Below are 23,504 nucleotides of genomic sequence, written 5' to 3' on the forward strand. Positions count from 1 at the left end.
GCCCTACGGCGACCGCCCATGATCGTCGACGACATCGACAGGTCTAGGCTCATTCCATGCACGAATCCGCAGAACTGCGCACCGGCGTCGTGGCCGCTGCACTCGAGCTCTTCGCGTCACAGGGCTTCGACCAGACCTCCGTCGAGCAGATCGCGAAGGCCGCAGGCGTCTCACGCTCGACCTTCTTCCGCCAGTTCGGCGGCAAAGAGGATGTGGTCTTCGCGGACCATGAGGTGCTGCTCGACCAGTTGCGGACCTTCCTCGCGGAAGGGCATGACGATCCCTGGCGTGCGGTCTGCGCGGCATCCGAGTCGGTCTTCGCCCACTTCGCGCACGATCCCGAACTCGCGCGTCGCCGCTATCAGATCGTCCGCCAGGTGCCGGTGCTCCGTGAGCGCGAGATCATCACGGTGTTCCGCTACGAGCGGCTGTTCGACGACTATCTGCGCAGCTCGCTCCCCGGGATCGATCCTCTCGATGCCGTCGGGTTCTCCGCCCTCGTCACCGCCGTGCACAACCATGTGCTGCGGCAGCTGCTGCGCGGCAAGAAGAAGGTGCCGCTCTCGACGCTGCAGACGGCGCTCGCCGACGTCCGCCGCCGCTACGGGGTGCCTTCCGACGCGGTCTCCGAGGCTCCGGATGACGTGGTCGTCGCCGTGTTCCCTCGCTCGATGCCGATCGCCGAGGTCACCCGGCGCCTGCGCTCTCAACTCGACTGAACCAGGACTCTCTCCACCGGAGTCGTGAAACCGAGTTTCACAGCGTACGATACTTGGTGTCACGAAGGAGTCACCATGAGCACCGCAGCCTCTCCCCTGCCCGGCGAGCGCGTCTCGTCGTACGACATCACCGGGCGACAGGACAGCGATTACTACGCCGTCTTCGCCGACATCCCCGACGCCGACCGGTCGGCCTGGGATCGCGCCAAGGCCTACATCGACGAGGTCGGGCCTCAGATGGCGGACGCCTGGGATCGCGCGGAGTATCCGCTCGAGGCCGCGCGCCGAATGGGCGAGATGGATCTCGTCGTCGATGGCATCGAGCATCCTGCCCTCACCCGGCTCTCCCCCTCGCTGCCGGGCTCGTGAACATGGAGATCTCGCGCGGCGACGGGTCGCTCGGCACCGTGCTCGCCGTCCAAGGCGGGCTCGCGCTGCGCACCCTGGCGCTCTTCGGATCCCCCGCTCAGCAGGAGAAGTGGCTCACGGCTCTGGCAGACGGCTCGGTCTTCGGATCCTTCGCCCTCACCGAGCCCGACCACGGGTCTGACTCGGTATCGCTGGAGACCGTGGCCCGCCGCGATGGCGACGAGTGGGTCATCCGCGGCGCGAAGAAGTGGATCGGCAACGGCGCCTCGGGCGGCATCACTTTCGTCTGGGCCCGCGTCGACGACGAGAGGGCGCCCGAACACGGTGCGGTCCGGTGCTTCCTCGTCGAACAGGACACCCCTGGATACTCAGGGACCCCGATCCGCGGCAAGGCCTCGCTGAGGGCGATCCACCAGGCTCACATCGTGCTCGACGACGTCCGGGTGCCGCTCGACTCCGTGCTCCCTGGCACCAAGAGCTTCAAGGACGCGTCGGTCGTCCTCTACGCCACCCGCTCAGGGGTCGCGTGGTCGGCCCTCGGCCACGCGACGGCCTGCTACGAGGCGGCGCTGGCCTACTCGACCCAGCGCATCCAGTTCGGCAAGCCGCTCGCCAAGTTCCAGATGGTGCAGGAGCGCCTCACGCACATGCTCGAGGACCTCACGGCCATGCAGCTGTACTGCCGTCGCCTCGCAGACCTCGAGACCGCGGGTGAGCTTCGCCCCACGCAGGCCTCGCTGGCGAAGTTCCACAACACGCGAGCAGCTCGACGCGTGGCATCCGTCGCCCGTGACCTCCTCGGCGGCAACGGCATCCTGCTCGAGAACGGTGTGATGCAGCACATGGCCGACATCGAGGCGATCCACACCTATGAGGGCACCGAGAGCGTGCAGGCGCTGCTGCTCGGGCGCGACATCACGGGGATGAGCGCCTTCACCTGAGCGCTCACCACCGCGGTGCCGACGAGGACGTCAGTCGCAGCCGCAGCCGCCGGCCGGCGTCTTCACCATGAAGCAGACGTCGCACACGCCGTAGTCGCGCTCTTCCGTCTTGGTCGCGCGCTCGGCCTTCGGCGCAGCCGCGACACGAGGGGTCGTCGATCTCTTCGCCTTGACAGGCGCGATCGGGCGGAACTCGCTCGGGTGCGTCACGTAGAAGTACGGTGCGCGGCCCTCGCTCGGCTGCAGTCGCAGGGGCGTCGAGCCGATGACGATCGTCTCGTCCTCGGTGAAGCCGTTGGTGTAGGTCTTGCCGATGTGCAGCGGGGCGCCGTCGCCGCGGCGGATAGCCTCGATGTAGCGACCGCGGTCGATATAGGAGGAGATGCCGACGGCGTCGGTGATCGCGGAGATGAACTCGTGGTTCTCCTCGGCGATGCGATGCGCGCGGAGCGCCTCCGCGAGGGTTCGGTACGGACGGGAGTTGCCTGTGGGGGTCGGGCCCTGAACTTCATTCATTTCCTCAAGGATCTCACGCCCGGGCATGGAAGACTGGCCGAATGGCACGCGCGACGATCATCGGCTCCGGACCGAACGGCCTGGCGGCGGCTGTGTCCCTCGCGCGCGCCGGCTACGAGGTGCACGTGCTCGAAGCTGCCGACACGATCGGCGGCGGAGTCCGCACGACGGAATCGACCCTCTCGGGCTTCCGGCACGACGTCTGCGCCGCCGTGCACCCGGCCGCGCTCTCTTCGTCGTTCTTCCAGGCGTTCGGCCTCGCCGAACGGGTGGACTGGATCCTCCCCGACATCTCGTACGCGCACCCGCTAGACGGCGGCAGAGCCGGAATCGCATGGCGCGACATCGAACGCACCGCGGCAGGGCTCGGCGTCGACGAGCGGGCCTGGCTGTCGCTCCTGCGCCCGCTCAGCACTCACGTCGAGGGTGTCGTCGACTTCACCGGCAATCAGATGCTCAGGGTGCCTCGCGAGCCGATCACGGCTCTCCGGTTCGCCCTGCGGATGCTCGACCAGGGCACGCCGCTCGCCCGGCGCAGCTTCCGCACCGAAGAGGCCGCCGCGCTGATGGCCGGTGTCCTGGCGCACGCGAACACCCCGCTCCCCTCGCTCGCCGGTGCCGCAGCCGGGCTGCTGCTCGCCGCGCAGGCGCACGCCGGCGGATGGATGTACCCGCGAGGCGGCGCGCAGCGCATCGCCGACAGCATGGTCGCCGATATCGAGGCCCATGGCGGATCCGTCGAATCGGGCATCCACGTCACCGACCTGGGATCGCTCGACTGGGGCGACCCCGCCCGTGGTGATCTGCTGATGCTGAACACATCGCCCCGCCTCACCCTCACCCATCCGGACATCCCCGCGGCCTACGCGCGGGCGATCCGCAACTACCGATACGGCCCCGCCGCTGCGAAGGTGGATTTCGCTCTCGACGGGCCGATTCCCTGGGCGAATCCCGACGTCGCCCAGTCGCCCACCGTCCACATCGGCGGATCGGCCGCGGAGACGTGGGCGAGTGAGAACGCTGTCGCCCGGGGACGGATCAGCGACCGACCGTACGTCCTGACGGTCCAGCCCTCGGTCTTCGACCCCAGCAGGGCGCCGGAGGGCAAGGCGGTGCTGTGGGCGTACATCCATGTTCCCCAGGACTCCGATCTCGACGCCACCGAACTCATCACGCGTCAGGTCGAGCGATTCGCACCGGGATTCCGGGACCTCATCCTCGCGCACCACTCGGTGCCGGCGTCGTCGCGCGAGGCGGTCAACCCGTCGGAGATCGGCGGCGACATCCTCGGCGGGGCGTTCACGATCCCGCAGGCGCTGCGGCGCCCGGTCCTCGGCGTCGCGCCCTGGCGCACTCCGATGCACGGGGTGTACCTCGCGTCGGCGTCGACACCGCCCGGCCCGGGCGTCAACGGCATGGCGGGATGGCATGCCGCCCGCACGGCGCTCAAGGATGCCGGCATGCGCGTCTCCCTCGACGACCTCTTCTCCTGACGGGCGAAATCACCCTTCTGCCACGACGCGACCGACGCCAGGATGGATCCATGCGCTACGAGATCCCGTCCCCGATGCTGGCGAAGGCGGCAGCATCCGTCCCCGATCCCGCGAAGACCGCCGGAGGGCTGCTGTTCGAGCCCAAGTGGGACGGATTCCGCGGGCTGATCGCCTGGGACGGCGAGACCGTCGAGATCGGCTCCCGCGGCGCGAAACCGCTGACGAGATACTTCCCCGAGCTCGTCGAGGCGATCCCGCGACTGCTTCCGAGGTCGTGCCTGCTCGACGGAGAGATCGTCGTGGCCACGGGACACGAGGGGGCGCAGCGACTCGATTGGGAGGCGCTGAGTCAGCGCATCCATCCCGCGGCCTCACGAGTGGCGAAGCTCGCCGCGGAGACGCCTGCGATGTTCATCGCCTTCGATCTACTGGCCGTCGACGACGAAGACCTCCTGAGCACTCCGTTCGCCGAACGCCGCGCGCGCCTGGAGACCCTGATGGAAGGGGTCGAGCATCCCCTGCACATCACGCGCACCACCCGCGATCGGGACGCCGCCGTGCGCTGGCTCGCCGAGTTCGAGGGCGCAGGGCTCGACGGGGTCGTCGCCAAGCCACTCGATCAGCCGTACGCGCCCGGAAAGCGCACCCTCATCAAGATCAAGCATGCCCGCACCGCTGACGTGGTCGCGCTCGGCTACCGCGTGCACAAGTCCGGGTCGGGCGTCGGGTCTCTGCTCGTCGGCCTCTACGACTCCGACGGCACCCTGCGGCAGGTCGGCGGCGTGGCCGCATGGAGTGATGTGCGCCGCCGGGAGCTCGTCGAGGAACTCGCCCCGCTCGTGCAGCGCGACGACTCCGGCGAGGCCCTCACCGGCGAGGGTGAGCGTTCGCGCTTCAGCGGGTCCAAGGATGTCTCGTTCGTCCGGCTGCGCCCCGAGCTCGTGCTCGAGGTGCGCTACGACCAGCTCGAGGGTTCGCGGTTCCGCCATACGGTGCAGTTCGACCGCTGGCGTCCGGACCGGGATGCGCGGTCGTGCACCTACGACCAGCTCGACACCGTGGCCGGGTACGACCTGGCCGAGGTCATCGGCTGAGGCTCACTCCTCGACGGGATCACCGTTCGCATCCCAGTGGGCGTCGACCTTCTTGCTGGGCTGCACGCGTGGGGGCTCTCCGGGCATCTTGGGAAACTCGGGCGGGAACGACAACTCGCCGAGGCCCGCCGCCTTGTCCCGCTCCCACCACTCGAGAAGCGTGTCGATGCGCCCCGGCTCGTCCTGCTTGCCCGCCCAGGGATCACCGACCTCGGCGAGTCTCTTCGGGATGCTGCGGACGGTGAAGACCGCGGGGTCGAGACCGTCCAGCTCGTCCCAGTACACGGGCGTCGAGACCGTGGCCCCGGGAAGCGCGCGGGGGCTGTAGGCACCGGCCATCGTGCGGTCGCGGTTCGCCTGGTTGAAGTCGATGAAGACCCGCTGACCACGCTCCTCCTTCCACCAGCTCATCGTGACCTGCTCCGGCATCCGTCGCTCCAGCTCGCGGCCGGCTGCGATCACGGCGTGCCGCACATCGAGGAACTCATGAGTCGGTTCGATGGGCGCGAACACGTGCAGTCCACGGTTGCCGCTGGTCTTCACGAACGCGGTGAGACCGACCTCTTCGAGCACCTCTCTCAGCGCGTGTGCGGCGGGGATGGCATCCGCGAACCCCGTGCCGGGCTGCGGGTCGAGGTCGATCCGCAACTCGACGGGATTGTCCGGGTCGGTGGCGAGGGACGCCCAGGGGTGGAAGACGATCGTGTTCATCTGCGCCGCCCAGACGATCGCGCTCGGGCGATTCAGGACGATCTGCGGATGCCGACGCGCACTGTTGTAGGTCACGGTGACGGCGTCGACATAGTCGGGCGTTCCCTTGGGCGGGTTCTTCGAGAAGAACCCGTCGCTTCCCACGCCGTCGCGGAAGCGCTCGAGCGAGACGGGACGATTCCCGTTCGCCTCGAGGAACGGCACGCTGACGAGCTGGAAGTACTCCGCGAGCTCGGCCTTCGTGATGCCGTCCTTCGGCCAGACGACCCTGTTCGGGCTCGAGAGCGCGACCTCGCGCTCTCCATCGGGATCGATGACTGTCAGGGTCACGCGTTCTGAGGCCATGCTCCGACCCTAGAGGGCCGGTGCGACGCGGGGGAAGCCCGTCAGTCGTCGATGTCGATCGCGAGGATCAGCACCGAGGTGAGAGCGTCGCGCTCGACCACGATGCTGGGGCCGGCCGGATCGATGATGACCCCGGCCATATCGATGTGGCTGGAGAGGATCTTGGCCAGCTGCAGCGGCTCGAACGGCAGCGGTCGGTCGCCCCGACCGAGCGCGAGCACCTCGAGCGGGTGCGAGAAGAGCTGGAGGAACCGCTTGCCGTCGGGAGTCTGCGCTTCGGCGATCCCGACCTGTCCGCCGGGATTTCCCTCGTTGACGGCGACCCACATGCGCTTCGTCGCGAGCGCCTCACCGACCTTCGATTCGGTGTCCTGCTCACGCGGCGCGGCGATCAGCGACTTGACCGTCATGTCGACGTCTGCCTGCTCGAGCGCCTTCTGCAGGAGCTCGGACGGGAACACCACGCGGTGCGGCGCAGAGGCGTTGTCGACGATGAGGCCGGCGAAGTCACCCGAGACGACCTGCTGCAGAACGGACGTGACGGGCTGGGCGACGGCAGATGTCGCCGTCGGGTCCTTCTCGAGCTGCACGGAGTCTCGGACAGCGGCGGCCGAACTGAACGCGAGCATGAACTGACGATCGCCATCACGCACGACCGCGACAGCGAGAGGCTTGCCCTCACTGATCTGCGCGCGTGCGTCACCGTTGACGCGGATGTACATGTGCCCCTGCAGCGCCTGGCGGAGCACTCCGAGCAGCTGCTCGTTCGTGGCGCCCTGCTCGACCTCTTTCAGGGATTCACGCAGCAGGACGTTGTCCTTCATGCCCGGGACGGTCTCGGTCTGCTCGGGCGGCATCGCGGGCGCCAGCGGCAGTCGACGCTCGGGCTCGGCCACGGGGGCGGGTGCCGGCGCAGCGGGAACAGGGGCGGGTGCTGTCGCAGGCGCCGATGCTGCCGGCGCGTCAGGACCGGGCAGCTCGACCTCCGGTCCGGCCTGAGCACCGACCCCACGGAACGCCTGGACGGAGATACCGATGGTGGGCGTGGCCTCGGCGGCGTCCGCCGGCGCCTCCGCACCGTCCGGAGTCTCGTCGGCGGACTCCCCGGTCTCGGTGTCGAACTGGTCGGCGACGACGTCGTCGGCGGACTTCTTGCGGCGGGAGAACAGGGCCATATCAGCCAGCCTAACCCGCCAGAGGGCTAGATCTTCTCGATCGGCGCGACCTTGATCAGGAGCTTCTTCTGGCCGGCGGAATCGAAGCGCACGTGCGCGATGCGCTTGGCACCCTCGCCCGTCACCGCGTCGACCCGTCCGTCGCCGAAGTCCGTGTGGCGGATGCGATCCCCGGCGGCGAGTTCGAGGTCGCCGTTGTCACGCATCTTCGCCGTCACGCGGTTGGGGAACTTGTCCATCGCGGTCGAGAGCGGCTTGAGAGAGTCGCGCCCCGGCAGCTGCTTCACCGCGAAACGGTCGCCGGAACCGGAGCCGCCGGAGCCGCCGAATCCGCCTGCCCGGCGCGCATTGAGCGCACGGGACTGCATGCCTCCCCGGGAGTTGACGTCGCCGGGCGACTGGCGCCAGTCGATGAGTCCGGCGGGGATCTCCTGCAGGAAGCGGCTGGGCATCGCGACCGAGACCTCGCCGAACTGGGCCCTGGTCATCGCGAGCGACAGGTGCAGGCGCTTCCGCGCGCGCGTGATGCCGACGTAGAAGAGCCTCCGCTCCTCCTGAGGACCGCCCGGCTCCCCCGCCGAGATGCGGTGCGGGATCAGATCCTCTTCGACGCCGGTCACGAAGACCGCATCGTACTCGAGCCCCTTCGCGGTGTGCATCGTCATCATCGACACCGACCCTGATTCGTCATCGAGGTCATCGGCATCCGAGACCAGGGCGACCTCTGTGAGGAAGTCCACGATCGTCCCGTCAGGATTGTTGCGCGCGAAGTCCCGCGCGACGGCGACGAACTCGTCGAGGTTCTCGACGCGCGCCTCATCCTGTGGGTCGCGGCTCGCCCGCAGGGCGTCGAGGTAGCCGCTCTTCGACAGCAGCACGCTGAGCCCGTCGGCGACGGTCGTCGGAGCGGGAACCTCGCCGGACGCGGGGAGCATGATCTCCGTCGCCTCGGTCAGCACGGCGTCGAGCTGGGCGATGCCGGCCTGGATCTTCGGACCGAAGCCCAGCTGCTCGGGCACGGACAGGGCCTGCCGGAACGTGATGTCGTGGTCTTCGGCGAACCGGGCGATCGCCGTCTCGGTCACATCGCCGATGCCGCGCCTGGGCTTGTTCAGGATGCGGCGGACAGCCATCTCGTCGGCCGGGTTCGCGACGGCGACCAGGTAGGCGAGGGCGTCCTTGATCTCGGCACGCTCGTAGAACTTCGTGCCGCCCATGATCTTGTAGGGCACGGCGGAGCGGATGAAGATCTCCTCCAGCGCACGCGATTGCGAGTTCGTGCGGTAGAAGACGGCCATCTCGGAGTACGGCATGCCGGCGCGGTGCAGCGCCTCGACCTCGTCGGCGACGAATTGGGCCTCATCGTGCTGGGAGTACCCGGTGAAGCCGACGATCATGTCGCCGTCGCCCTTGTCGCTCCAGAGCTTCTTGTCCTTGCGGTCGAAGTTGTTGCCGATCACCGCGTTCGCCGCCGAGAGGATGTTCTGCGTCGAACGGTAGTTCTGCTCGAGCAGCACGACGCGAGCGCCGGGGAAGTCGCGCTCGAACTCGCTGATGTTGCGGATGTCGGCGCCGCGGAAGGCGTAGATCGACTGGTCGGAATCACCCACCACGGTGAGTGACGCGCCTTCGAGCTCCGGCGTGGTCTCCGGCTCGAAGATCATCATGCCGTCGGAGGCATACGGATCGGGCGAATCGCCCGAGACCGGACGCGTCAGCTCGTGGATGAGGGCGTACTGAGCGTGGTTCGTGTCCTGGTACTCGTCGACCAGCACATGACGGAACCTGCGCCGATAGGTGTCGGCGACCTGCGGGAAGGCGCGGAACAGATAGACGGTCTGGCCGATCAGGTCGTCGAAGTCGAACGCGTTCGCCTTCTGCAGCTGCCGCTGGTAGTCGGCGAAAAGCTCGACGAAGATCCGCTCGGCCGGGTCGTTCATGTTCGCCTGTCGCGCATACGCGTCGGCATCCGACAGCTCGTTCTTGAGCTTGGAGATGCGCGACTGCACGGCCCCGGGCGTGAGACCGTAGGCATCGGCCTCGTGCTGCTTGACCAGCCGCTTGATGAGCGCCCGCGAATCACCGGAGTCGTAGATCGTGAATGACTTGGTGAACCCGAACTGCTGAGCCTCACGCCGGAGGATCCGCACGCAGGCGGAGTGGAACGTCGAGATCCACATGCCCCGCGCCGCGTCGCCCACGATCGCCTCGACGCGCTCGCGCATCTCACCGGCGGCCTTGTTGGTGAAGGTGATCGCGAGGATCTGGCTGGGCCATGCCTCGCGTGACCTCAGCAGAGAGGCGATGCGCCGTGTCAGCACGCTGGTCTTGCCGGAGCCTGCGCCCGCGACGATCAGCAGCGCGGGTCCGCGGTAGGTCACCGCTTCGAGCTGCTGCGGGTTGAGGCCGGCGAGGAGGTCGTCCTGTCCCTGCGCTCCGGTGGAGCGAGGGCCGACGGATCCGGGGACGATGAGGGGGGCTTCGGTCATGGCTCTACGAGTCTAGGCCGCGCCACCGACACTGCCGGCGGATGGGGCGGATGCACGGGATCCCGTGCATCCGCCCCATCCTCGTCACGTCGCTCGTGTCAGCTGACGCGCCGGCGCCGACCGGCGACGAGCGCACCGCCGACGACGAGCATCAGGGCCAGAGCGATCAGGGCCACGGGCACCTCCGCGCCGGTCGCAGCGAGGCCGGCGGCACCGTCACGGTCGTCACCGGAAGGCGCGCCGCCGGGCTGGCTCGAGACCGGGCCCTCGCCAGGAGTCTGCCCCGGGTTCTCCCCGGGCCCTTCGCCGGGCGTCTCTCCGGTCACTCCGGGAAGGGTGCCGACTCGCAGCGCCTCGGCGGCGAAACCGTCGGCGAACCACCAGACCGGACGCTCACCGTCGACCGACAGCGAGGCCGGGGCGGTCGCGAATCCCTCGTTGTTGATGTCGGGCATGCCGGCAGGGCGGGCGAAGTGCGCGATGCCGGGCTGTTCGGTGCCGTTCAGCGTGATCTGGGCCGACTGCCCCTGGCAGCCGTCGTCGCAGACCGCCCACAGCACGTCGAGCACGCTGTCGTAGTCGAGCGCCATGACGCCGGGCAGACCGGGTGCGATCTCCGACACCAGCGTGGCCCGGCCGTCGGCGCCGAGCGCGAACGCGTAGACGTGACCGTTGTCCTCGACCGCGACGAAGAACAGGCCGCCGCCGTGTCCGGCGTAGTCTGCCGAGTCGTACGGGGCCGCGGTGTTGACGTCGAAGAGTGCGCCGTCAAGAGCGCTGTCCGGCACCCACTGCACCGCCTCCATGCCGAGGTTCGCTCCCACGGCGGGGAGCGACGAGGTCAGATCCCACTCCTGCTCGGCGACGAGGTCGTCGGCGGAGGCTTCAGGGTCGACCTTCAGGATGGTGTTCTGGTTCACGCCCTTGGCGCTGTTGTCACGCTCGGAGGCGACGTAGACCGATCCCTCGCCGTCGACGGTGATGCCCTCGGTGTCGGGGCCTGCGGCGTTCGGGTCGCCGGCATCCTTCTGGAATCGCACGCGCTTGCCCGACTCCCACCCGGCGATCTGCGAGAACGAGCCGTCGGCGTGGGCCTCGAGCTTCCAGATGCGCCCCTCGCCGTTGTCCACGGCCCAGAGGAACGATCCGTCCGACGTCTCCTGCACGTCGAGACCCGAGCTGTCCTCGAGGAACGTCGGCGCGGTGTCGAGCACCCGGACGTCGGCCGAACCCGGCCATGGCGAGACGGGGATCTCGCCGGCGCAGATGTTCGCCGCACCCTTCGTGCTCTCCGCGGTCGCCGCGAAGGTGCCGGCGATGTCCGGGCAGCGCCCCCACGTGGTGGCCGCGTGCCCTGCGCCCCACGTGGTGGAGTCGATGAGCAGATCTCCGTCGAAGACGCGCACGGAGTCGCCGTCACCCAGACCGAAGCCGAGGTCCGTGCCCTCGATGACGAGGTATCCGCCCGCGGCGATGGTGGTCGCGGCCGGAATGACGTAGGAGTGGGTGTCGTCGTCGTCCTTCACGACGACGCCGGAGACGTCGAGGGCGGATGCGGTCGGGTTGACGAGTTCGATCCAGTCACCGGGCGATCCGCCGTCGGACTCGACCTCGTTGATCCGCACCGGGTTGCCGCACGCGTTGCGCTGGCCCTTGGTCGAGACCGCGATGTCGGCGAACTCTCCAGCTCCGTCCGCGCATCGCGCGAGGACGCCCGCCGCATGCGCCGCGTAGACGTGCTCGTCGACGATGTTGAGGTTCGCGTCGCGCAGCGTGACGGTGTCGCCGTTGCCCAGACCGAACACGAAGTCCTTCGGCTGGTCGAAGACGAGGTACGCGCCGGGTTCGAGCACGGTGCCCGCGGGCAGCGGCGTCGTCTCCGCCGCGTGGCCGACCGGGTCGCCGTCCATGACGGTCCAGCCGGAGAGGTCGACCGGTGTGCTGCCCGAGTTGACGACCTCGACCCAGTCGGTCGCGTCGCCGTCGGACTCGATCTCGTTGATCACGACGTCCGGCATGACGCACGTGTTCGTCGCCCCCGGGGTCGCATATGCGAGCACGAAGGCGCCCTCTCCGTCGGGGCAGCGAGCGAGGGTCGCGGCGATGGCGTCGCCGTCGATGGCGGCATGGCCGCTCCATGCCTGCGTATCGTCGACCAGCACGCCAGCCGTGTCGAACAGGCGGATGCGGTCGGCGCTGCCGATTCCGATCGGATCGCGGAAGGCCGTCTCGACGCCACCGACGAGACCGATGGTGCCCTCCTCGACGACGAGGAACTCGCCCGCGGCGATCTCCGTGCCCGGCAGGAACTGCCAGCGGTGGTCGTCGGAGTTGTCGCGGATCTCGTAGCCCGAGATGTCGAGAGGGGCATCGCCCGCGTTGTGGAACTCCACCCAGTCCGCCGGCTGCGAGTCGACCTCATTGATCGCGATGGTGCCGCCCAGAGGTTCGTCGGATGCGAAGACGTTCGCCGCGCCCTTCGTGGACTCGGACGTCTCCGCCCATTCGACGATGCCGTCGACCTCCCGCGCTCCCCAGGTCACTGCAGCGTGAGCCGCCCACGATGTCTCGTCCACGAGCACGGCGCTCGGGTCGAACAGTCGCACCTGGTCTTCTTTGCCGAGGCCGAAGGCGAAGTCGCCCGCTCCGGCATCGGCCTGGTCGAGAACGAGATGCGCGCCGGGCTCGATCACCGATCCGTCCGGGAACGTGTACGCCTCATCTTCGCCGTCGTCCTTGACGACGAAACCGCTCAGGTCGACCGCGACGGCGGACGTGTTGACGAACTCGATCCAGTCGCCGGGTGCTCCCCCGCTCGACTCGACTTCGTTGATGCGGACACCGGGTTCGGCTCCGGTGGCGGCGAGCGGCACGGCGAGCAGGGCGGCAGCGCTGAGTGCGCAGACCGTCGTGACCGCAGCCGCAGAGTGCAGGCGGGACATAGGGCTCCTGAGGGAATCAGTCGGGTAGGACTCCACATCAGCGATTCCGCATGGCCGAACGACGGCGTGCAGGTGCACGGATGGTGAACGACCGGTGGCGGTTCGCCATCGGCCCGGGAGGCCGCGAACAGGCGGATGCTCAGACGTCGATGCGAGAATCGGCCCGTGCGCACGATCCTCAACATCATCTGGCTGGTCTTCGCCGGACTCGCTCTCTTCCTCGGCTACATGCTGGCCGGCATCCTGCTGTGCATTCCGATCGTGACGATCCCCTGGGCCATCGCCTCGTTCCGCATCGCCCGCTACGCGATCTGGCCGTTCGGGCGTGAGATCGTCAGCAAGCCGACCTCCGGAGTCGGCTCGTTCCTCGGCAACGTGCTCTGGGTCATCCTCGCCGGCTGGTGGCTGGCGATCGGACACATCGTCTCCGGCCTCGCGCTCTGCATCACGATCATCGGCATCCCGATGGGCATCGCCGACTTCAAGATGGTGCCCGTCTCGCTGATGCCTCTCGGCAAGGAGATCGTGTCGCGCCGCGGCGCCTTCGACCGCACGCTCTGACCGCGGATGCCGGCTCTAGAATTGCCGGGATGGATGCCGATCGCCTGATCGCCTGGGACGCAGAGCTGCGCCAGGCGCACACGAGACTCCGCGCCGCCCTCAAGGCCACGAGGGAGGCGGTGCAGGACGGTTCGGATGCTCCGGATGCCGCGCGCGAGCTCGCGCTGTTCTGCATCGGCTTCTGCTCGGCCCTCGATGGGCATCATCTGAGCGAGGACCGCGCCCTGTTCCCCGCGCTGCGCGACCAGCACCCGGAACTCGGCGACGTGATCGCCAAGCTGATGCAGGATCACTCGATGCTGGCCCACCTGCTCGGAGGACTCCGCACGGCCGTCGAGAGCGGAGAGGGCAGCGAGACGCTGAAGCGCCACCTCGACGGCATCGGCGCGATCATGGAGTCGCACTTCCGCTTCGAGGAGCGCGAGATCCTCGAGCCGCTGCGAGCGCTCCACCTCGATCGCCCCGTTCCGGACGTGCTCGGCCCGTTCTGATCGAGGTCAGCCGCGAAAGAATCCGACCCCGAGGTCGGGGTGATCGACGAAGACCCCGTCGACTCCCGTGCGAGCGATGACGCCCCATTCGGCCTCGTAGTCCCCGTAGGCGCTCTTGCCTCCGTGGCCGCGGAACTCCGCCGAGAGGAAGGCGTTCTCCGGCCGACAGGTCCATGTGAAGACCGTGAGCCCGCGCGCGTGCGCATCGGGGACGATCGAGTTGCCTGCGGCGAGCAGCATGCGCTTGTCGACGCTGATTCCGTCGACCCGGCCGACGAGCGCATCGAGTCCCTGCGGGGTGACGGTGGCCGCATACGTGGGCGCCTGCGTGCCCTGAGCGACGACCAGATCGTACGCGCGTCCCGACGCCTCGATCAGATAGACGTACGACGCCGCGATGCCTCGGGCCCTCAGCTGTCCGAGGATCGTCGACTCGAAGGACTCCACGATCAGCGGCAGCTCGCCCTCGGCCCACCCCGCCGCACGCAGGTCGCGTTCGATCAGCGGCGCGAGGTCGAGGCCGATGCTCGCGAAGTATGTGGCGTGCTTGACCTCGAGCACCACGCCGATCTCGCGTCCGTACTCGACCGAGCCGGCCCGGACGATGTCGAGCACGTCGGTCAACCGCAGGATCGCCTGCGAACCGTCGAAGCTCGCGCTCGACACGCGCACCTTCGGAAGGCGCTCCCGGCTGCGCAACGTCGTGAGCTCATCCCAGGTGAAGTCCTCGGTGAACCAGCCGGTGAGGGCCTCGCCGTCGACGCGCTTGGTCGTCTTCCGGTCGGCGAACTCCCGGTGCTCGGCCACATCCGTGGTGCCGGAGATCTCGTTCTCGTGCCGCACGATGAGCACGCCGTCCTTCGTGGCGACGACGTCGGGTTCGACCGCATCGACTCCCATCGCGAGGGCGAGCTCGTATGACGAGCGACTGTGTTCCGGACGATAGCCGGGCGCACCGCGATGCCCGATCACGAGAGGCGATTTCCTGGGCACGCTCTCAGCGTAGAACACCCTGATGACCTGCCCTTCCGGGTATCGTGGAGGAAAGCGACCTACAACCCACTTTGGAGTGAGGCCCACATGAGCAACTTCGCCTTCAACAACCCGGCGTTCCAGCAGCAGGATCCGCGCAACGTCGCGACCTACCCGGGTGCCCCGCAGGGAGCGCAGGGGGCGCAAGCCGCGTCGTTCCAGCACGGCACCATGGACGCCGCGGCGAACGCACAGCTGGAGGGCATGTACGCGGCTCCCCCGGCCGGCGCGATCGAGACCGACCGCATGTCCGTCGAGGACACCGTCTGGAAGACCGCCGGACTCTTCGCCATCCTGCTCGTCACCGCCGCCGTCGGCTGGTTCCTGACTCTGGGCGGCGTCGCCGCTCCCGAGCTGAACCCCTACAACCGCTTCGAGCCGAACCTCATGCCGTGGATCGTCGGCGCACTCGGCGGCTTCGTGCTCGCGATGGTCATCACGTTCACCTCGCGCAAGAAGGTCCGCCCCGCGCTGATCTTCGCCTACGCCGCATTCGAGGGCCTCTTCGTCGGCGGCATCTCGGCGTTCTTCGAGGTCATGTGGCCCGGCATCGTCGTGCAGGCCACGCTCGCCACGGTCTCGGTCGTCGGCGTGACCCTCGCTCTCTTCGCCAGCGGCAAGATTCGCGCGTCGAAGAAGGCCACCAAGATCTTCATGATCGCCATGGTCGGCTACCTCGTGTTCTCGCTGCTGAACCTCGTGCTCATGTGGACCGGCGTCCTCCCCCAGGGTCAGGCGTTCGGCCTCTACAGCCAGCCCATCTTCGGCATCCCGCTCGGTCTGATCATCGGCGTCCTGGTCGTCATCATGGCGGCCTACTCGCTGGTCCTCGACTTCGACCAGATCCAGCAGGGCGTGCGCAACGGCGCTCCCCGCAAGTACGGCTGGCTCGGCGCCTTCGGCATCATGGTCACGGTCGTCTGGCTCTACGTCGAGATCCTGCGCATCATCGCGATCGTCCGCGGCAACAACTGACCGCGAACCGCCTCACTCAGAGGCCCGTCCCTTCGGGGGCGGGCCTCTTGGCATATCCGAGGCCTCCAGCGCAAGGGGTTGGCTGATAATCAGCTGAGAGGGCACAGTGGATCACACGAGCCCTGGCACCCCAGGGCTCACGAAACAAAGGAGCTGAACATGAGCTTTCTCGGATTCCTTCTTCTCGGCCTCATCGCCGGAGCCATCGCGAAGCTGATCCTTCCCGGCAAGCAGGGTGGCGGATGGTTCATCACCCTCCTGCTCGGCGTCGTCGGCGCCCTCCTCGGCGGCTGGCTCGGAAGCCTGATCCTGAACCGTCCTCTCACGGAGTTCTGGGACCTGGGCACGTGGCTCCTCGCCATCGGCGGCTCGATCATCGTGCTGCTGATCTACGGCCTGATCGTCAACCGCGGCAGCAAGGCCCGCAGCTGACCTCATAGCAACACAGGAAACCGCCCTCTTCCCCAGCGACGCTGGTGAAGAGGGCGGTTTCTCTGTGTGCCGTCTGCTCAGCGCGCGTCGGCCTTGGCCTGCAGCAGCGCCCGCTCCCTGTCGTTGCCTGCGAGCGCTGCGGCGACGGCGAACTCGCTGCGCGCCTCCTCCGCGCGACCGAGTCGCAGCAGCAGTTCCCCCGCGTCGCGGGCAGCAGGTGGTAACCGGCCAGCGCACCCGAGGCGCCGAGCCGGTCGATGATCTGCAGAGCGGATGCCGGGCCCGTCGCCATCGCGACGGCAGCCGCCCGGTTGAGCTCCACGACCGGCGAGGGAGCGATCCGACCGAGCGCCTCGTACAGGAGCACGATCCGCTCCCAGTCGGTGTCGTCGACGCCCGCGGCTGTCGCATGGCATTCCGCGATCCCCGCCTGAAGGCCGTAGGGGCCGCGACCCGAGCCGAGTGCGTCAGCGGCCGCGAGCGCAGCACGTCCCCGCGCGATGCGGCTGCGATCCCAGCGACGACGGTCCTGGTCGGACAGGAGCACCGGTTCGCCGTGGGCATCGATCCGGGCGGGGAACCGCGCGGCGGTGAGCTCCATCAGGGCCAGCAGGCTGTGCACGTCGCGCTCGCGCGGCATCAGCGCGGCCAGCACCCGCGTGAGTCTGATCGCCTCGAGACTCAGCTCGGGGCGCATCCAGTCGGGACCGCTGCTCGCGGCGTGCCCCTCGTTGAAGATCAGGTAGAGCACGCCCAGGATCGCTCCCAGGCGCTCTGCGTGCTCCTCCCGTGGTGGCATCTCGAACGGGACCTGCGCCGCACCGAGAGTCTTCTTGGCCCGCACGATGCGCTGCTGCACGGTCGCCGTCGGCACGAGGAACGCCCGGGCGATCTCTTCGCTCGACAGGCCGCCCACCACGCGGAGGGTGAGCGCCACCTGCGCCTCGCGCGAGAGCACCGGGTGGCACGAGATGAAGATCAGCCGCAGCACGTCGTCGTCGACCGCATCCGGGTCCCAGGGCGGCGCGTCTGCGGCATCCGCCTGCTCTCGCTCGAGGTCGTGGGCGAGCACGGCCATCCGGTCGTCGAGACGTTCGCGGCGCCGCCAGCCGTCGATCGCCTTGCGCTTCGCGACCGCCGTGAGCCAGGCGGCGCCGTTGCGCGGCACGCCCTCGACCGGCCACTGCCGCAGGGCATCGAGCAGCGCCTCCTGCGCGAGGTCCTCGGCGAGGCCGAAGTCGCCGACCACACGCGTCAGGGTCGCGACGATCTTCGCCGACTCGATGCGCCACACGGCGGCGACGGCCCGCCGCACGTCCTCGTCGGGTGCGTGGCGGACCGTCTCGCGGTGTGCGGAGTCGGTCATCTCACTGCTGGGCGCGACGCGCCTCTTCCTCTTCGCGCCAGCCCTTCTCCTTCTCGATCCACTCGTTGTCGGCCGGGAAGTCGGACTCGTCGGTCACACGCCGCACCTCGAGGAACGACCCCTTGCCGAGGGGAGCCCTGCTCGCCCACTCCGCCGCCTCTTCACGACTGGAGACCTCGAGGATCCAGAAGCCGTTGAACAGCTCCTTCGTCTCTCCGTAGGGGCCGTCGGTGATGAGAGGCTTCTCGGCGCTGAAGTCGACGACGAATCCCTCCGCCGCGTCGCTGAGGCCCTCGCCCGCAGCCAGCACGCCGGCCTTGATCATCGACTCGTTGTACTTGCCCATCGCCTCGATGACCTGCTCGAACGGCATCTCCTTGTACGCCTCGACCGCTTCGTCGTTCGAGCGCATGATCAGCATGTACTTCATGGTGTTCTCCTCGGTGGTGGGGCCGCCTGTCGACCCTCTCATTGAAGACGTCGAACGAAGGTGCCGCAGATCGACATCTCCGCGAAAAAACTCTGGGATTCTCCGGTGGCCGTTCAGTCGAGCTCGTCGACCGCAGCCCGGATCGCGTCGGCCGAGGCCCGCAGCAGTGCGAGTTCGTGCTCGCTCATGGGCGTCTCGGCCAACGGCACGGCCCCGGCAGCGCCCACCACCGAGGGCACCGACAGCGCGACACCGCGAAGCCCGTATTCGCCGTCGAGCACCGTCGCGACCGGAAGCACCGCCCGCTCGTCGTGCAGCACTGCCTCGGCGATGCGGGCGCAGCTGACGCCGATCGCGAGATTCGTGGCTCCCTTGCCGCGGATGACGGCATAGGCCGCATCGCGCACCTCGACGGCGATGCGGTCGAGCTCGTCGACGGTGAACGGCTCATCGGCGGGCCAGTCGAGAATCGGCACCGAGCCGATGGTCGCGTTCGACCAGAGCGGGAACTCCGTGTCGCCGTGCTCGCCCACGATGTCGGCGTGCACGCTCGCGGTGCTCACATTCGCGCGATGCGCGAGCCGCCAGCGCAGACGCGACGTGTCGAGCACGGTTCCGGATCCGAAGACGCGATGCGGCGGCAGGCCCGAGACACGCTGGGCGACGACCGTCATCACATCGGCCGGATTCGTGACGATGATGAAGACGGCGTTCGGCGCGCGCTCGACGAGCTGGGGCATGAGCTTCTCGAGCAGACGAGCGTTGATGCCCGAGAGCTCCATGCGGGTCTGTCCCGGCTGCTGCTTCGCTCCGGCGGTGACGACGATCACGTCGCTGCCCTCGACGACGGCGAGGTCGGAGCCGCCGCTCACGGCCGCGGAGGTGAACTGCGTCCCGTGCGCGAGATCGAGCACCTCGGCATCCACCTTGTCGGTGGCGATGTCGTAGAGCGCGAGCTCGGCCGCACTCCCCCGGATCAGCGCCGCATACGCGACGCTGACGCCCACACTGCCTGCACCGATCACCGTGATCTTCGTCCGCGCCTTGGTCATACGCTCATCCTGCCCGAAATAACGCGAACGGGCACGGACCGTGATGGTCCGTGCCCGTTCGAGATCAGGTGAGCGAGACGCTCACTCCCATTCGATGGTCCCCGGCGGCTTCGACGTCACGTCGAGCACGACGCGGTTGACGTCGCGCACGCCGTTGGTGATCCGGTTGGAGATCTTGGCCAGCACGTCATAGGGCAGGCGTGTCCAGTCGGCGGTCATGGCGTCTTCACTCGACACCGGACGCAGCACGATCGGGTGGCCGTAGGTGCGTCCGTCGCCCTGCACGCCGACCGAGCGGACGTCGGCGAGGAGAACGACCGGGCACTGCCAGATGTCCTGGTCGAGTCCGGCCTTGGTGAGCTCCTCGCGAGCGATGGCATCGGCCTCGCGGAGGATCTCGAGGCGGTCCTGCGTGACCTCGCCGATGATACGGATTCCGAGGCCGGGGCCGGGGAACGGCTGGCGCCCGACGATGGCCTCGGGGATGCCGAGCTCGCGGCCGATCGCACGGACCTCGTCCTTGAACAGCGCGCGCAGCGGCTCGATGAGCTCGAAGTCGAGGTCATCGGGAAGTCCGCCGACGTTGTGATGCGACTTGATGTTCGCGGTGCCTGCACCGCCGCCCGACTCGACGACGTCGGGGTAGAGCGTGCCCTGCACGAGGAACTTGACCGGGGCGCCGCCCGAGGCCTTCGCCTCGGCGACGAGGTCGAGCTGCACCTTCTCGAAAGCGCGGATGAACTCGCGCCCGATGATCTTGCGCTTCTCCTCGGGGTCGGTGACGCCCTTGAGATGACCGAGGAAGACATCTGCCGCGTCGACCGTGATCAGACGCACGCCGGTCGACTCGACGTAGTCCTTCTCGACCTGCTCGCGCTCGCCCTTGCGGAGAAGGCCGTGGTCGACGAACACCGCGGTCAGCTGGTCGCCGATCGCCTTGTGCACGAGCGCGGTCGAGACCGCCGAGTCGACACCGCCGGAGAGGGCGGAGATGACGCGGGCGTCACCGACCTGCTCGCGGATGCGCTCGACCTGCTCGGCGATCACGTTGTCGCTGTTCCAGTCGGAGGCGAGCCCGGCTCCCTTGTGCAGGAAGTTCTCGAGCACCTGCTGTCCGTGGTCGGAGTGCTTGACCTCGGGATGCCACTGCACACCGTAGAAGCCGCGCTCCTCGTTCGCGAACGCCGCGACCTTCGTCGCGTCGGTCGTGGCGAGCACGTCGAACCCCTCGGGCGCCTTGGCGACCTGGTCGCCGTGGCTCATCCAGACGTTCTGCGCTGCCGGCTGGCCGCCGAGCAGCGTGCCGCCGTCGCCGGAGATGACGGCATCCGTCGCGCCGTACTCGCGAAGCCCGGTGTTCGCGACCTCGCCGCCGAGCGTCTGCGCCATGTACTGGAAGCCATAGCAGATGCCCAGCGTGGGCACTCCGAGGTCGAACACGGCCGGGTCGAGGCGCGGGGCGCCCTCTTCGTAGACCGACGACGGACCACCCGAGAGGATGATGGCGACGGGGTTCTTCTCGGCGATCTCGGCGGCCGTGGCGGTGTGCGGCACGATCTCGCTGTAGACACCCGCCTCACGCACTCGGCGGGCGATCAGCTGCGCGTACTGCGCGCCGAAGTCGACGACGAGCGCGGGGCGCTGCTGGGTCTCGGACTGTTCGGTCACCGGACACCTTCCGTGGCAGGGGCGGGGGCCGCGGCGGCCTCCCGGGAAGCGAGGTAGGCCTTGACGTCGCGGGCGACGATGGCCTCCATGAAGAACGACAGCAGCGGGATGACGCCGCCGAGCGCGAGCAGGATGAAGCGCAGGAACGGCCAGCGCATCAGGCTCCACATCCGGAAGCACGCGAAGAGGTAGACGACGTAGAACCAGCCGTGCGCGACGAGGATCGAGAGCGAGATGTTGAGTCCGTCGCCGGTCGATTCGAGGCCCTCGGGTCCCTCGACCACGGGTGCGAACCACAGCAGACCGCCGGATCCCCCTGCGAAGAGCTCGAGTCGGATCGGCGTGTACTTCAGCACCATCTCGGCGACCAGCAGGAGCAGCATGACTCCGGTGATGATCGACGCGATCTGGTAGAACTTCAGCGCACCACGGATCGCCGGAAAGCTGGCGACTTTCGGTTCGGGCATGGCTCCAGTCTAGCCGGGGAGAGTCCGCGTCGATTCCGAGTCAGGGCGCGGGCGGGCGGGCGACGAGAAGCTCGCCCGCGCCCGTCGCCTCGAGCGCCCCGGCCGCATCCGGCACGAGCAGCGAGGAACCGATGCGGAGTCTCCGTCCGTCGATCTCGATGTCACCGCCGCTCACGATCACGATCGAGAAGCCGCGACCGACGACGGTCGAGCCGTCGACGGGGATCCGCTCGAGTCGGAAGTACTCGTCCGCGGCGGCTGGAAAGACGGAACCGGAATCGGGGGCGGTTCCGATCAGCGCATCCAGGTCGGCCGCCGAACGCCCACGGGTGTTCACCGCGGCGAGCGCCAGCTCAAAGCCGAGGCCGAGATGCCCGGCCTCCGCACCGTCGATCGCGAAGCCGTCCCACTCGAGAAGGATCGACAGATCTTCGGGCTGCTGGAGTTCGAGCAGCAGGATTCCGGCGCCGATCGCGTGCAGTTCGCCCGGCGGCACCCAGACGACGTCGCCCGCAGCGACCTCCACCTCGTGCAGCAGACCGAGCAGTGCGTCCACGTCCTGCCGATCCACGAGGTCGGCGAGCGCCGCGGCATCGACGTCCTGCCGCAGTCCGACATGCACCGTGCCGCCCTGCAGCATGTACCACGCCTCTGCCTTGCCGTGTGCTCGACCGAGATGCGTCGCTGCGAAGTCGTCGTGCGGGTGCGCATGCACCGGCAGTCGCTGCCCCGCGTCCAACAGCTTCACGAGCAGTCGTGTGTCCGCACCCCACCGTGCGACGTGGGCATCGCCCAGCCAGGCCGTCGGATCGTGCTCGATCACGTCACGCAGCACGCGGCCGTCCGGGAGCGTGGTGAGCCCGAGCAGGGGCTCGCCGTTGACCGTGGTCGTCGAGCCGATCCAGTCCTCCGGCTCGCGGGGAGCGTCACTGGCTTCGCCGCGGAAGGCGCTGATGCGCGCACCGCCGCGGTAGAAGCGCTCGGCGGGCCGGTTGGACGACAGCAGGATCGGGTTCACACGTTCTCCTTCGATCGCACGGCTCCGGCGAGGAAGCCGCCGACGAACGTGTCGCCGAGTCCGACGGTCGTCGGTGTGGCGACGTCGAGCGAGAATGCGGCGACCCCGACGGAACCGGGCAGACCGGCCTCGACAGCGGCGACGAGCGCCTCCCCTCCCCCGTGGCGGGGCATCGCATCGGTGTCGTCGACGTCCGCGGCGGTCAGGGCGTCGCCCACGCGGTAGCGGGTGGCGGCGACGCGGACGGCGGAGTCGAGGGCGGCACCGTGCCGGGCGGCATCCGGTCCGATGGCGATCGCCCAGTAGCGGGTGTGTACGACGAGTGCCCGCGCAGGGATGATCGCGTGCACCGCGCGGAGGGCGCGGATGACGTCGTCGGTGTCGAGGAGGTTCACCGCGCGTCCGAGGTACTCCTGCAGCTCATCCTCGTTCATGCCGTAGACATGGATCTGCGGCAGCAGATGGCGGCGCACGGTGTCGGCGAAATCGCGCGTGTAGAAGCCCGCGTCCTCGTAGTAGACGAGCGCGTCGTCGGGGAGGCTGCGCATCGCGCCCTGCACCTCGGCGAGCCGGAGCTCCAGCAGGTCGTGATCCTGCATCGTGTTGAATCCCGAGACGAGGAAGACGCCCGCGTCCGACAGCGTCGTCGGCAGATCGGTGGCGAGCAACATCCTCCGGTTCGGCGGATCGTTCGCGAAGATCAGCCGATTGGGCGCGGGCGACAGGACGTCGCCGTCCGTGAGGCGCACGTGCGCGCCGACCGGATACTGCACGATCAGATGCGGGTCGAGGGTGTCCTCGGTCGCCGAGCAGATGTACGAGATCGTGTCCGGCAGCAGACGACGGACGTTGTCGTCGATGCTGACGAGGTGCTGCACGCTCGGCATGCCGAGGGCGTCGAGCACGAGCCCCGCTCGCACACCGGTGCCCCCGAGCGTGATCGCGTGCTCGAAGTGCGATACGAAGTCCTCGATCACCTCGGACGAGGCGACGAAACGCTCCGCCCCGGTCCCCGAGGCGACGAACGCGAGCACCGCCACCAGCAACGACCGTTCGTCGGTGATCGGCGCCGTGGTGGTGAGCTCGTGCCGCCGCACTCCGTGCGCGTGCGCCAGCCTGTCGAACACCGACGAATCCCACTTCAGCTCGTAGTCGACGGTGCCGCCGAGTCCGAGTACGAGAGTTCTGCCCACGTCGCCGATCATCCTTCCGAGATCC

19 protein-coding genes and 2 pseudogenes are annotated in these 23,504 nt (G+C 68.6%); 8 read left to right on the forward strand and 13 right to left on the reverse strand.

Annotation, left to right across the window (positions count from 1 at the left end):
- Nucleotides 1-56: 56 nt before the first annotated feature.
- Together ACZZZF_RS07025 and ACZZZF_RS07030 are read left to right on the forward strand one after the other, a co-directional pair.
- Complete coding sequence (locus tag ACZZZF_RS07025) at nucleotides 57-719, forward strand: TetR/AcrR family transcriptional regulator (RefSeq protein ID WP_053098999.1); 663 nt, start codon at nucleotides 57-59, stop codon at nucleotides 717-719.
- Nucleotides 720-794: 75 nt separating this feature from the next.
- A pseudogene (locus tag ACZZZF_RS07030) lies at nucleotides 795-2,029 on the forward strand (acyl-CoA dehydrogenase family protein).
- Between the two features lie 30 nt (nucleotides 2,030-2,059).
- Here the strand turns inward: ACZZZF_RS07030 and ACZZZF_RS07035 are convergent.
- Entirely contained in the window at nucleotides 2,060-2,545 is a 486-nt protein-coding gene (locus ACZZZF_RS07035) for a hypothetical protein (protein ID WP_053098997.1), read from the reverse strand.
- 41 nt (nucleotides 2,546-2,586) lie between these two features.
- Between ACZZZF_RS07035 and ACZZZF_RS07040 the strand changes: the two genes are divergently transcribed.
- Both ACZZZF_RS07040 and ACZZZF_RS07045 read left to right on the forward strand, forming a co-directional pair.
- A complete protein-coding gene (locus tag ACZZZF_RS07040; RefSeq protein WP_463497738.1) occupies nucleotides 2,587-4,038 on the forward strand; it encodes a phytoene desaturase family protein in 1,452 nt (483 codons plus the stop codon).
- A gap of 50 nt (nucleotides 4,039-4,088) precedes the next feature.
- Nucleotides 4,089-5,132, forward strand: coding sequence for an ATP-dependent DNA ligase (locus tag ACZZZF_RS07045; RefSeq protein ID WP_463497741.1), 1,044 nt, complete (start codon nucleotides 4,089-4,091; stop codon nucleotides 5,130-5,132).
- A 3-nt stretch (nucleotides 5,133-5,135) separates the two neighbouring features.
- On the opposite strand, the gene ligD is transcribed toward ACZZZF_RS07045, so the two are convergent.
- The 4 genes from ligD to ACZZZF_RS07065 form a co-directional block, all read right to left on the reverse strand.
- Nucleotides 5,136-6,188: a non-homologous end-joining DNA ligase gene (ligD, locus tag ACZZZF_RS07050; RefSeq protein ID WP_056277321.1), complete on the reverse strand. Its 1,053-nt coding sequence runs from the start codon at nucleotides 6,186-6,188 to the stop codon at nucleotides 5,136-5,138.
- Between the two features lie 41 nt (nucleotides 6,189-6,229).
- On the reverse strand, nucleotides 6,230-7,363 hold the full coding sequence (locus tag ACZZZF_RS07055) for an SseB family protein (protein WP_400340464.1): 1,134 nt from the start codon (nucleotides 7,361-7,363) through the stop codon (nucleotides 6,230-6,232).
- A 26-nt stretch (nucleotides 7,364-7,389) separates the two neighbouring features.
- Nucleotides 7,390-9,852: an ATP-dependent helicase gene (locus ACZZZF_RS07060; protein ID WP_400340462.1), complete on the reverse strand. Its 2,463-nt coding sequence runs from the start codon at nucleotides 9,850-9,852 to the stop codon at nucleotides 7,390-7,392.
- 98 nt (nucleotides 9,853-9,950) lie between these two features.
- A complete protein-coding gene (locus ACZZZF_RS07065; RefSeq protein ID WP_400340460.1) occupies nucleotides 9,951-12,794 on the reverse strand; it encodes a lamin tail domain-containing protein in 2,844 nt (947 codons plus the stop codon).
- A 165-nt stretch (nucleotides 12,795-12,959) separates the two neighbouring features.
- On the opposite strand from ACZZZF_RS07065, the gene ACZZZF_RS07070 reads away from it, so the two are divergent.
- Nucleotides 12,960-13,355 carry a YccF domain-containing protein gene (locus ACZZZF_RS07070; RefSeq protein WP_053098990.1) on the forward strand — a complete coding sequence of 132 codons (396 nt, stop codon included), beginning with the start codon at nucleotides 12,960-12,962 and terminating at the stop codon, nucleotides 13,353-13,355.
- Between the two features lie 29 nt (nucleotides 13,356-13,384).
- Complete coding sequence (locus tag ACZZZF_RS07075) at nucleotides 13,385-13,846, forward strand: hemerythrin domain-containing protein (protein ID WP_400340458.1); 462 nt, start codon at nucleotides 13,385-13,387, stop codon at nucleotides 13,844-13,846.
- A gap of 6 nt (nucleotides 13,847-13,852) precedes the next feature.
- Here the strand turns inward: ACZZZF_RS07075 and ACZZZF_RS07080 are convergent, their stop codons facing one another.
- Nucleotides 13,853-14,839: a glycerophosphodiester phosphodiesterase family protein gene (locus tag ACZZZF_RS07080; protein WP_056277746.1), complete on the reverse strand. Its 987-nt coding sequence runs from the start codon at nucleotides 14,837-14,839 to the stop codon at nucleotides 13,853-13,855.
- An 87-nt stretch (nucleotides 14,840-14,926) separates the two neighbouring features.
- Here ACZZZF_RS07080 and ACZZZF_RS07085 point away from each other — a divergent pair, with 87 nt between their 5' ends.
- Together ACZZZF_RS07085 and ACZZZF_RS07090 are read left to right on the forward strand one after the other, a co-directional pair.
- Nucleotides 14,927-15,853: a Bax inhibitor-1/YccA family protein gene (locus ACZZZF_RS07085; RefSeq protein ID WP_053098988.1), complete on the forward strand. Its 927-nt coding sequence runs from the start codon at nucleotides 14,927-14,929 to the stop codon at nucleotides 15,851-15,853.
- Between the two features lie 159 nt (nucleotides 15,854-16,012).
- The gene (locus ACZZZF_RS07090) at nucleotides 16,013-16,285 is read left to right on the forward strand and encodes a GlsB/YeaQ/YmgE family stress response membrane protein (protein ID WP_053098987.1); all 273 of its coding nucleotides are present in this window, start codon (nucleotides 16,013-16,015) and stop codon (nucleotides 16,283-16,285) included.
- 77 nt (nucleotides 16,286-16,362) lie between these two features.
- On the opposite strand, the pseudogene ACZZZF_RS07095 reads toward ACZZZF_RS07090, so the two are convergent.
- The 7 genes and pseudogenes from ACZZZF_RS07095 to ACZZZF_RS07125 form a co-directional block, all read right to left on the reverse strand.
- Nucleotides 16,363-17,651, reverse strand: a pseudogene (locus tag ACZZZF_RS07095) (RNA polymerase sigma factor).
- 1 nt (nucleotide 17,652) lies between these two features.
- Nucleotides 17,653-18,081, reverse strand: coding sequence for a YciI family protein (locus ACZZZF_RS07100; protein WP_053098985.1), 429 nt, complete (start codon nucleotides 18,079-18,081; stop codon nucleotides 17,653-17,655).
- Nucleotides 18,082-18,194: 113 nt separating this feature from the next.
- Complete coding sequence (locus tag ACZZZF_RS07105; RefSeq protein ID WP_400340453.1) at nucleotides 18,195-19,133, reverse strand: L-lactate dehydrogenase; 939 nt, start codon at nucleotides 19,131-19,133, stop codon at nucleotides 18,195-18,197.
- 81 nt (nucleotides 19,134-19,214) lie between these two features.
- A complete protein-coding gene (gene guaA, locus ACZZZF_RS07110; protein WP_072590861.1) occupies nucleotides 19,215-20,801 on the reverse strand; it encodes a glutamine-hydrolyzing GMP synthase in 1,587 nt (528 codons plus the stop codon).
- Nucleotides 20,798-21,268: a DUF3817 domain-containing protein gene (locus ACZZZF_RS07115; protein WP_053098982.1), complete on the reverse strand. Its 471-nt coding sequence runs from the start codon at nucleotides 21,266-21,268 to the stop codon at nucleotides 20,798-20,800. Before ACZZZF_RS07115 ends, guaA begins: the two co-directional genes overlap by 4 nt.
- Before the next feature lie 40 nt (nucleotides 21,269-21,308).
- Nucleotides 21,309-22,286 carry a class I mannose-6-phosphate isomerase gene (locus ACZZZF_RS07120; RefSeq protein WP_400340451.1) on the reverse strand — a complete coding sequence of 326 codons (978 nt, stop codon included), beginning with the start codon at nucleotides 22,284-22,286 and terminating at the stop codon, nucleotides 21,309-21,311.
- Entirely contained in the window at nucleotides 22,283-23,479 is a 1,197-nt protein-coding gene (locus ACZZZF_RS07125; protein ID WP_400340450.1) for an ADP-dependent glucokinase/phosphofructokinase, read from the reverse strand. The genes ACZZZF_RS07120 and ACZZZF_RS07125 overlap by 4 nt, the downstream gene beginning before the upstream one ends.
- Between the last annotated feature and the right edge of the window lie 25 nt (nucleotides 23,480-23,504).

The organism is Microbacterium sp. AC215 (assembly GCF_979258645.1).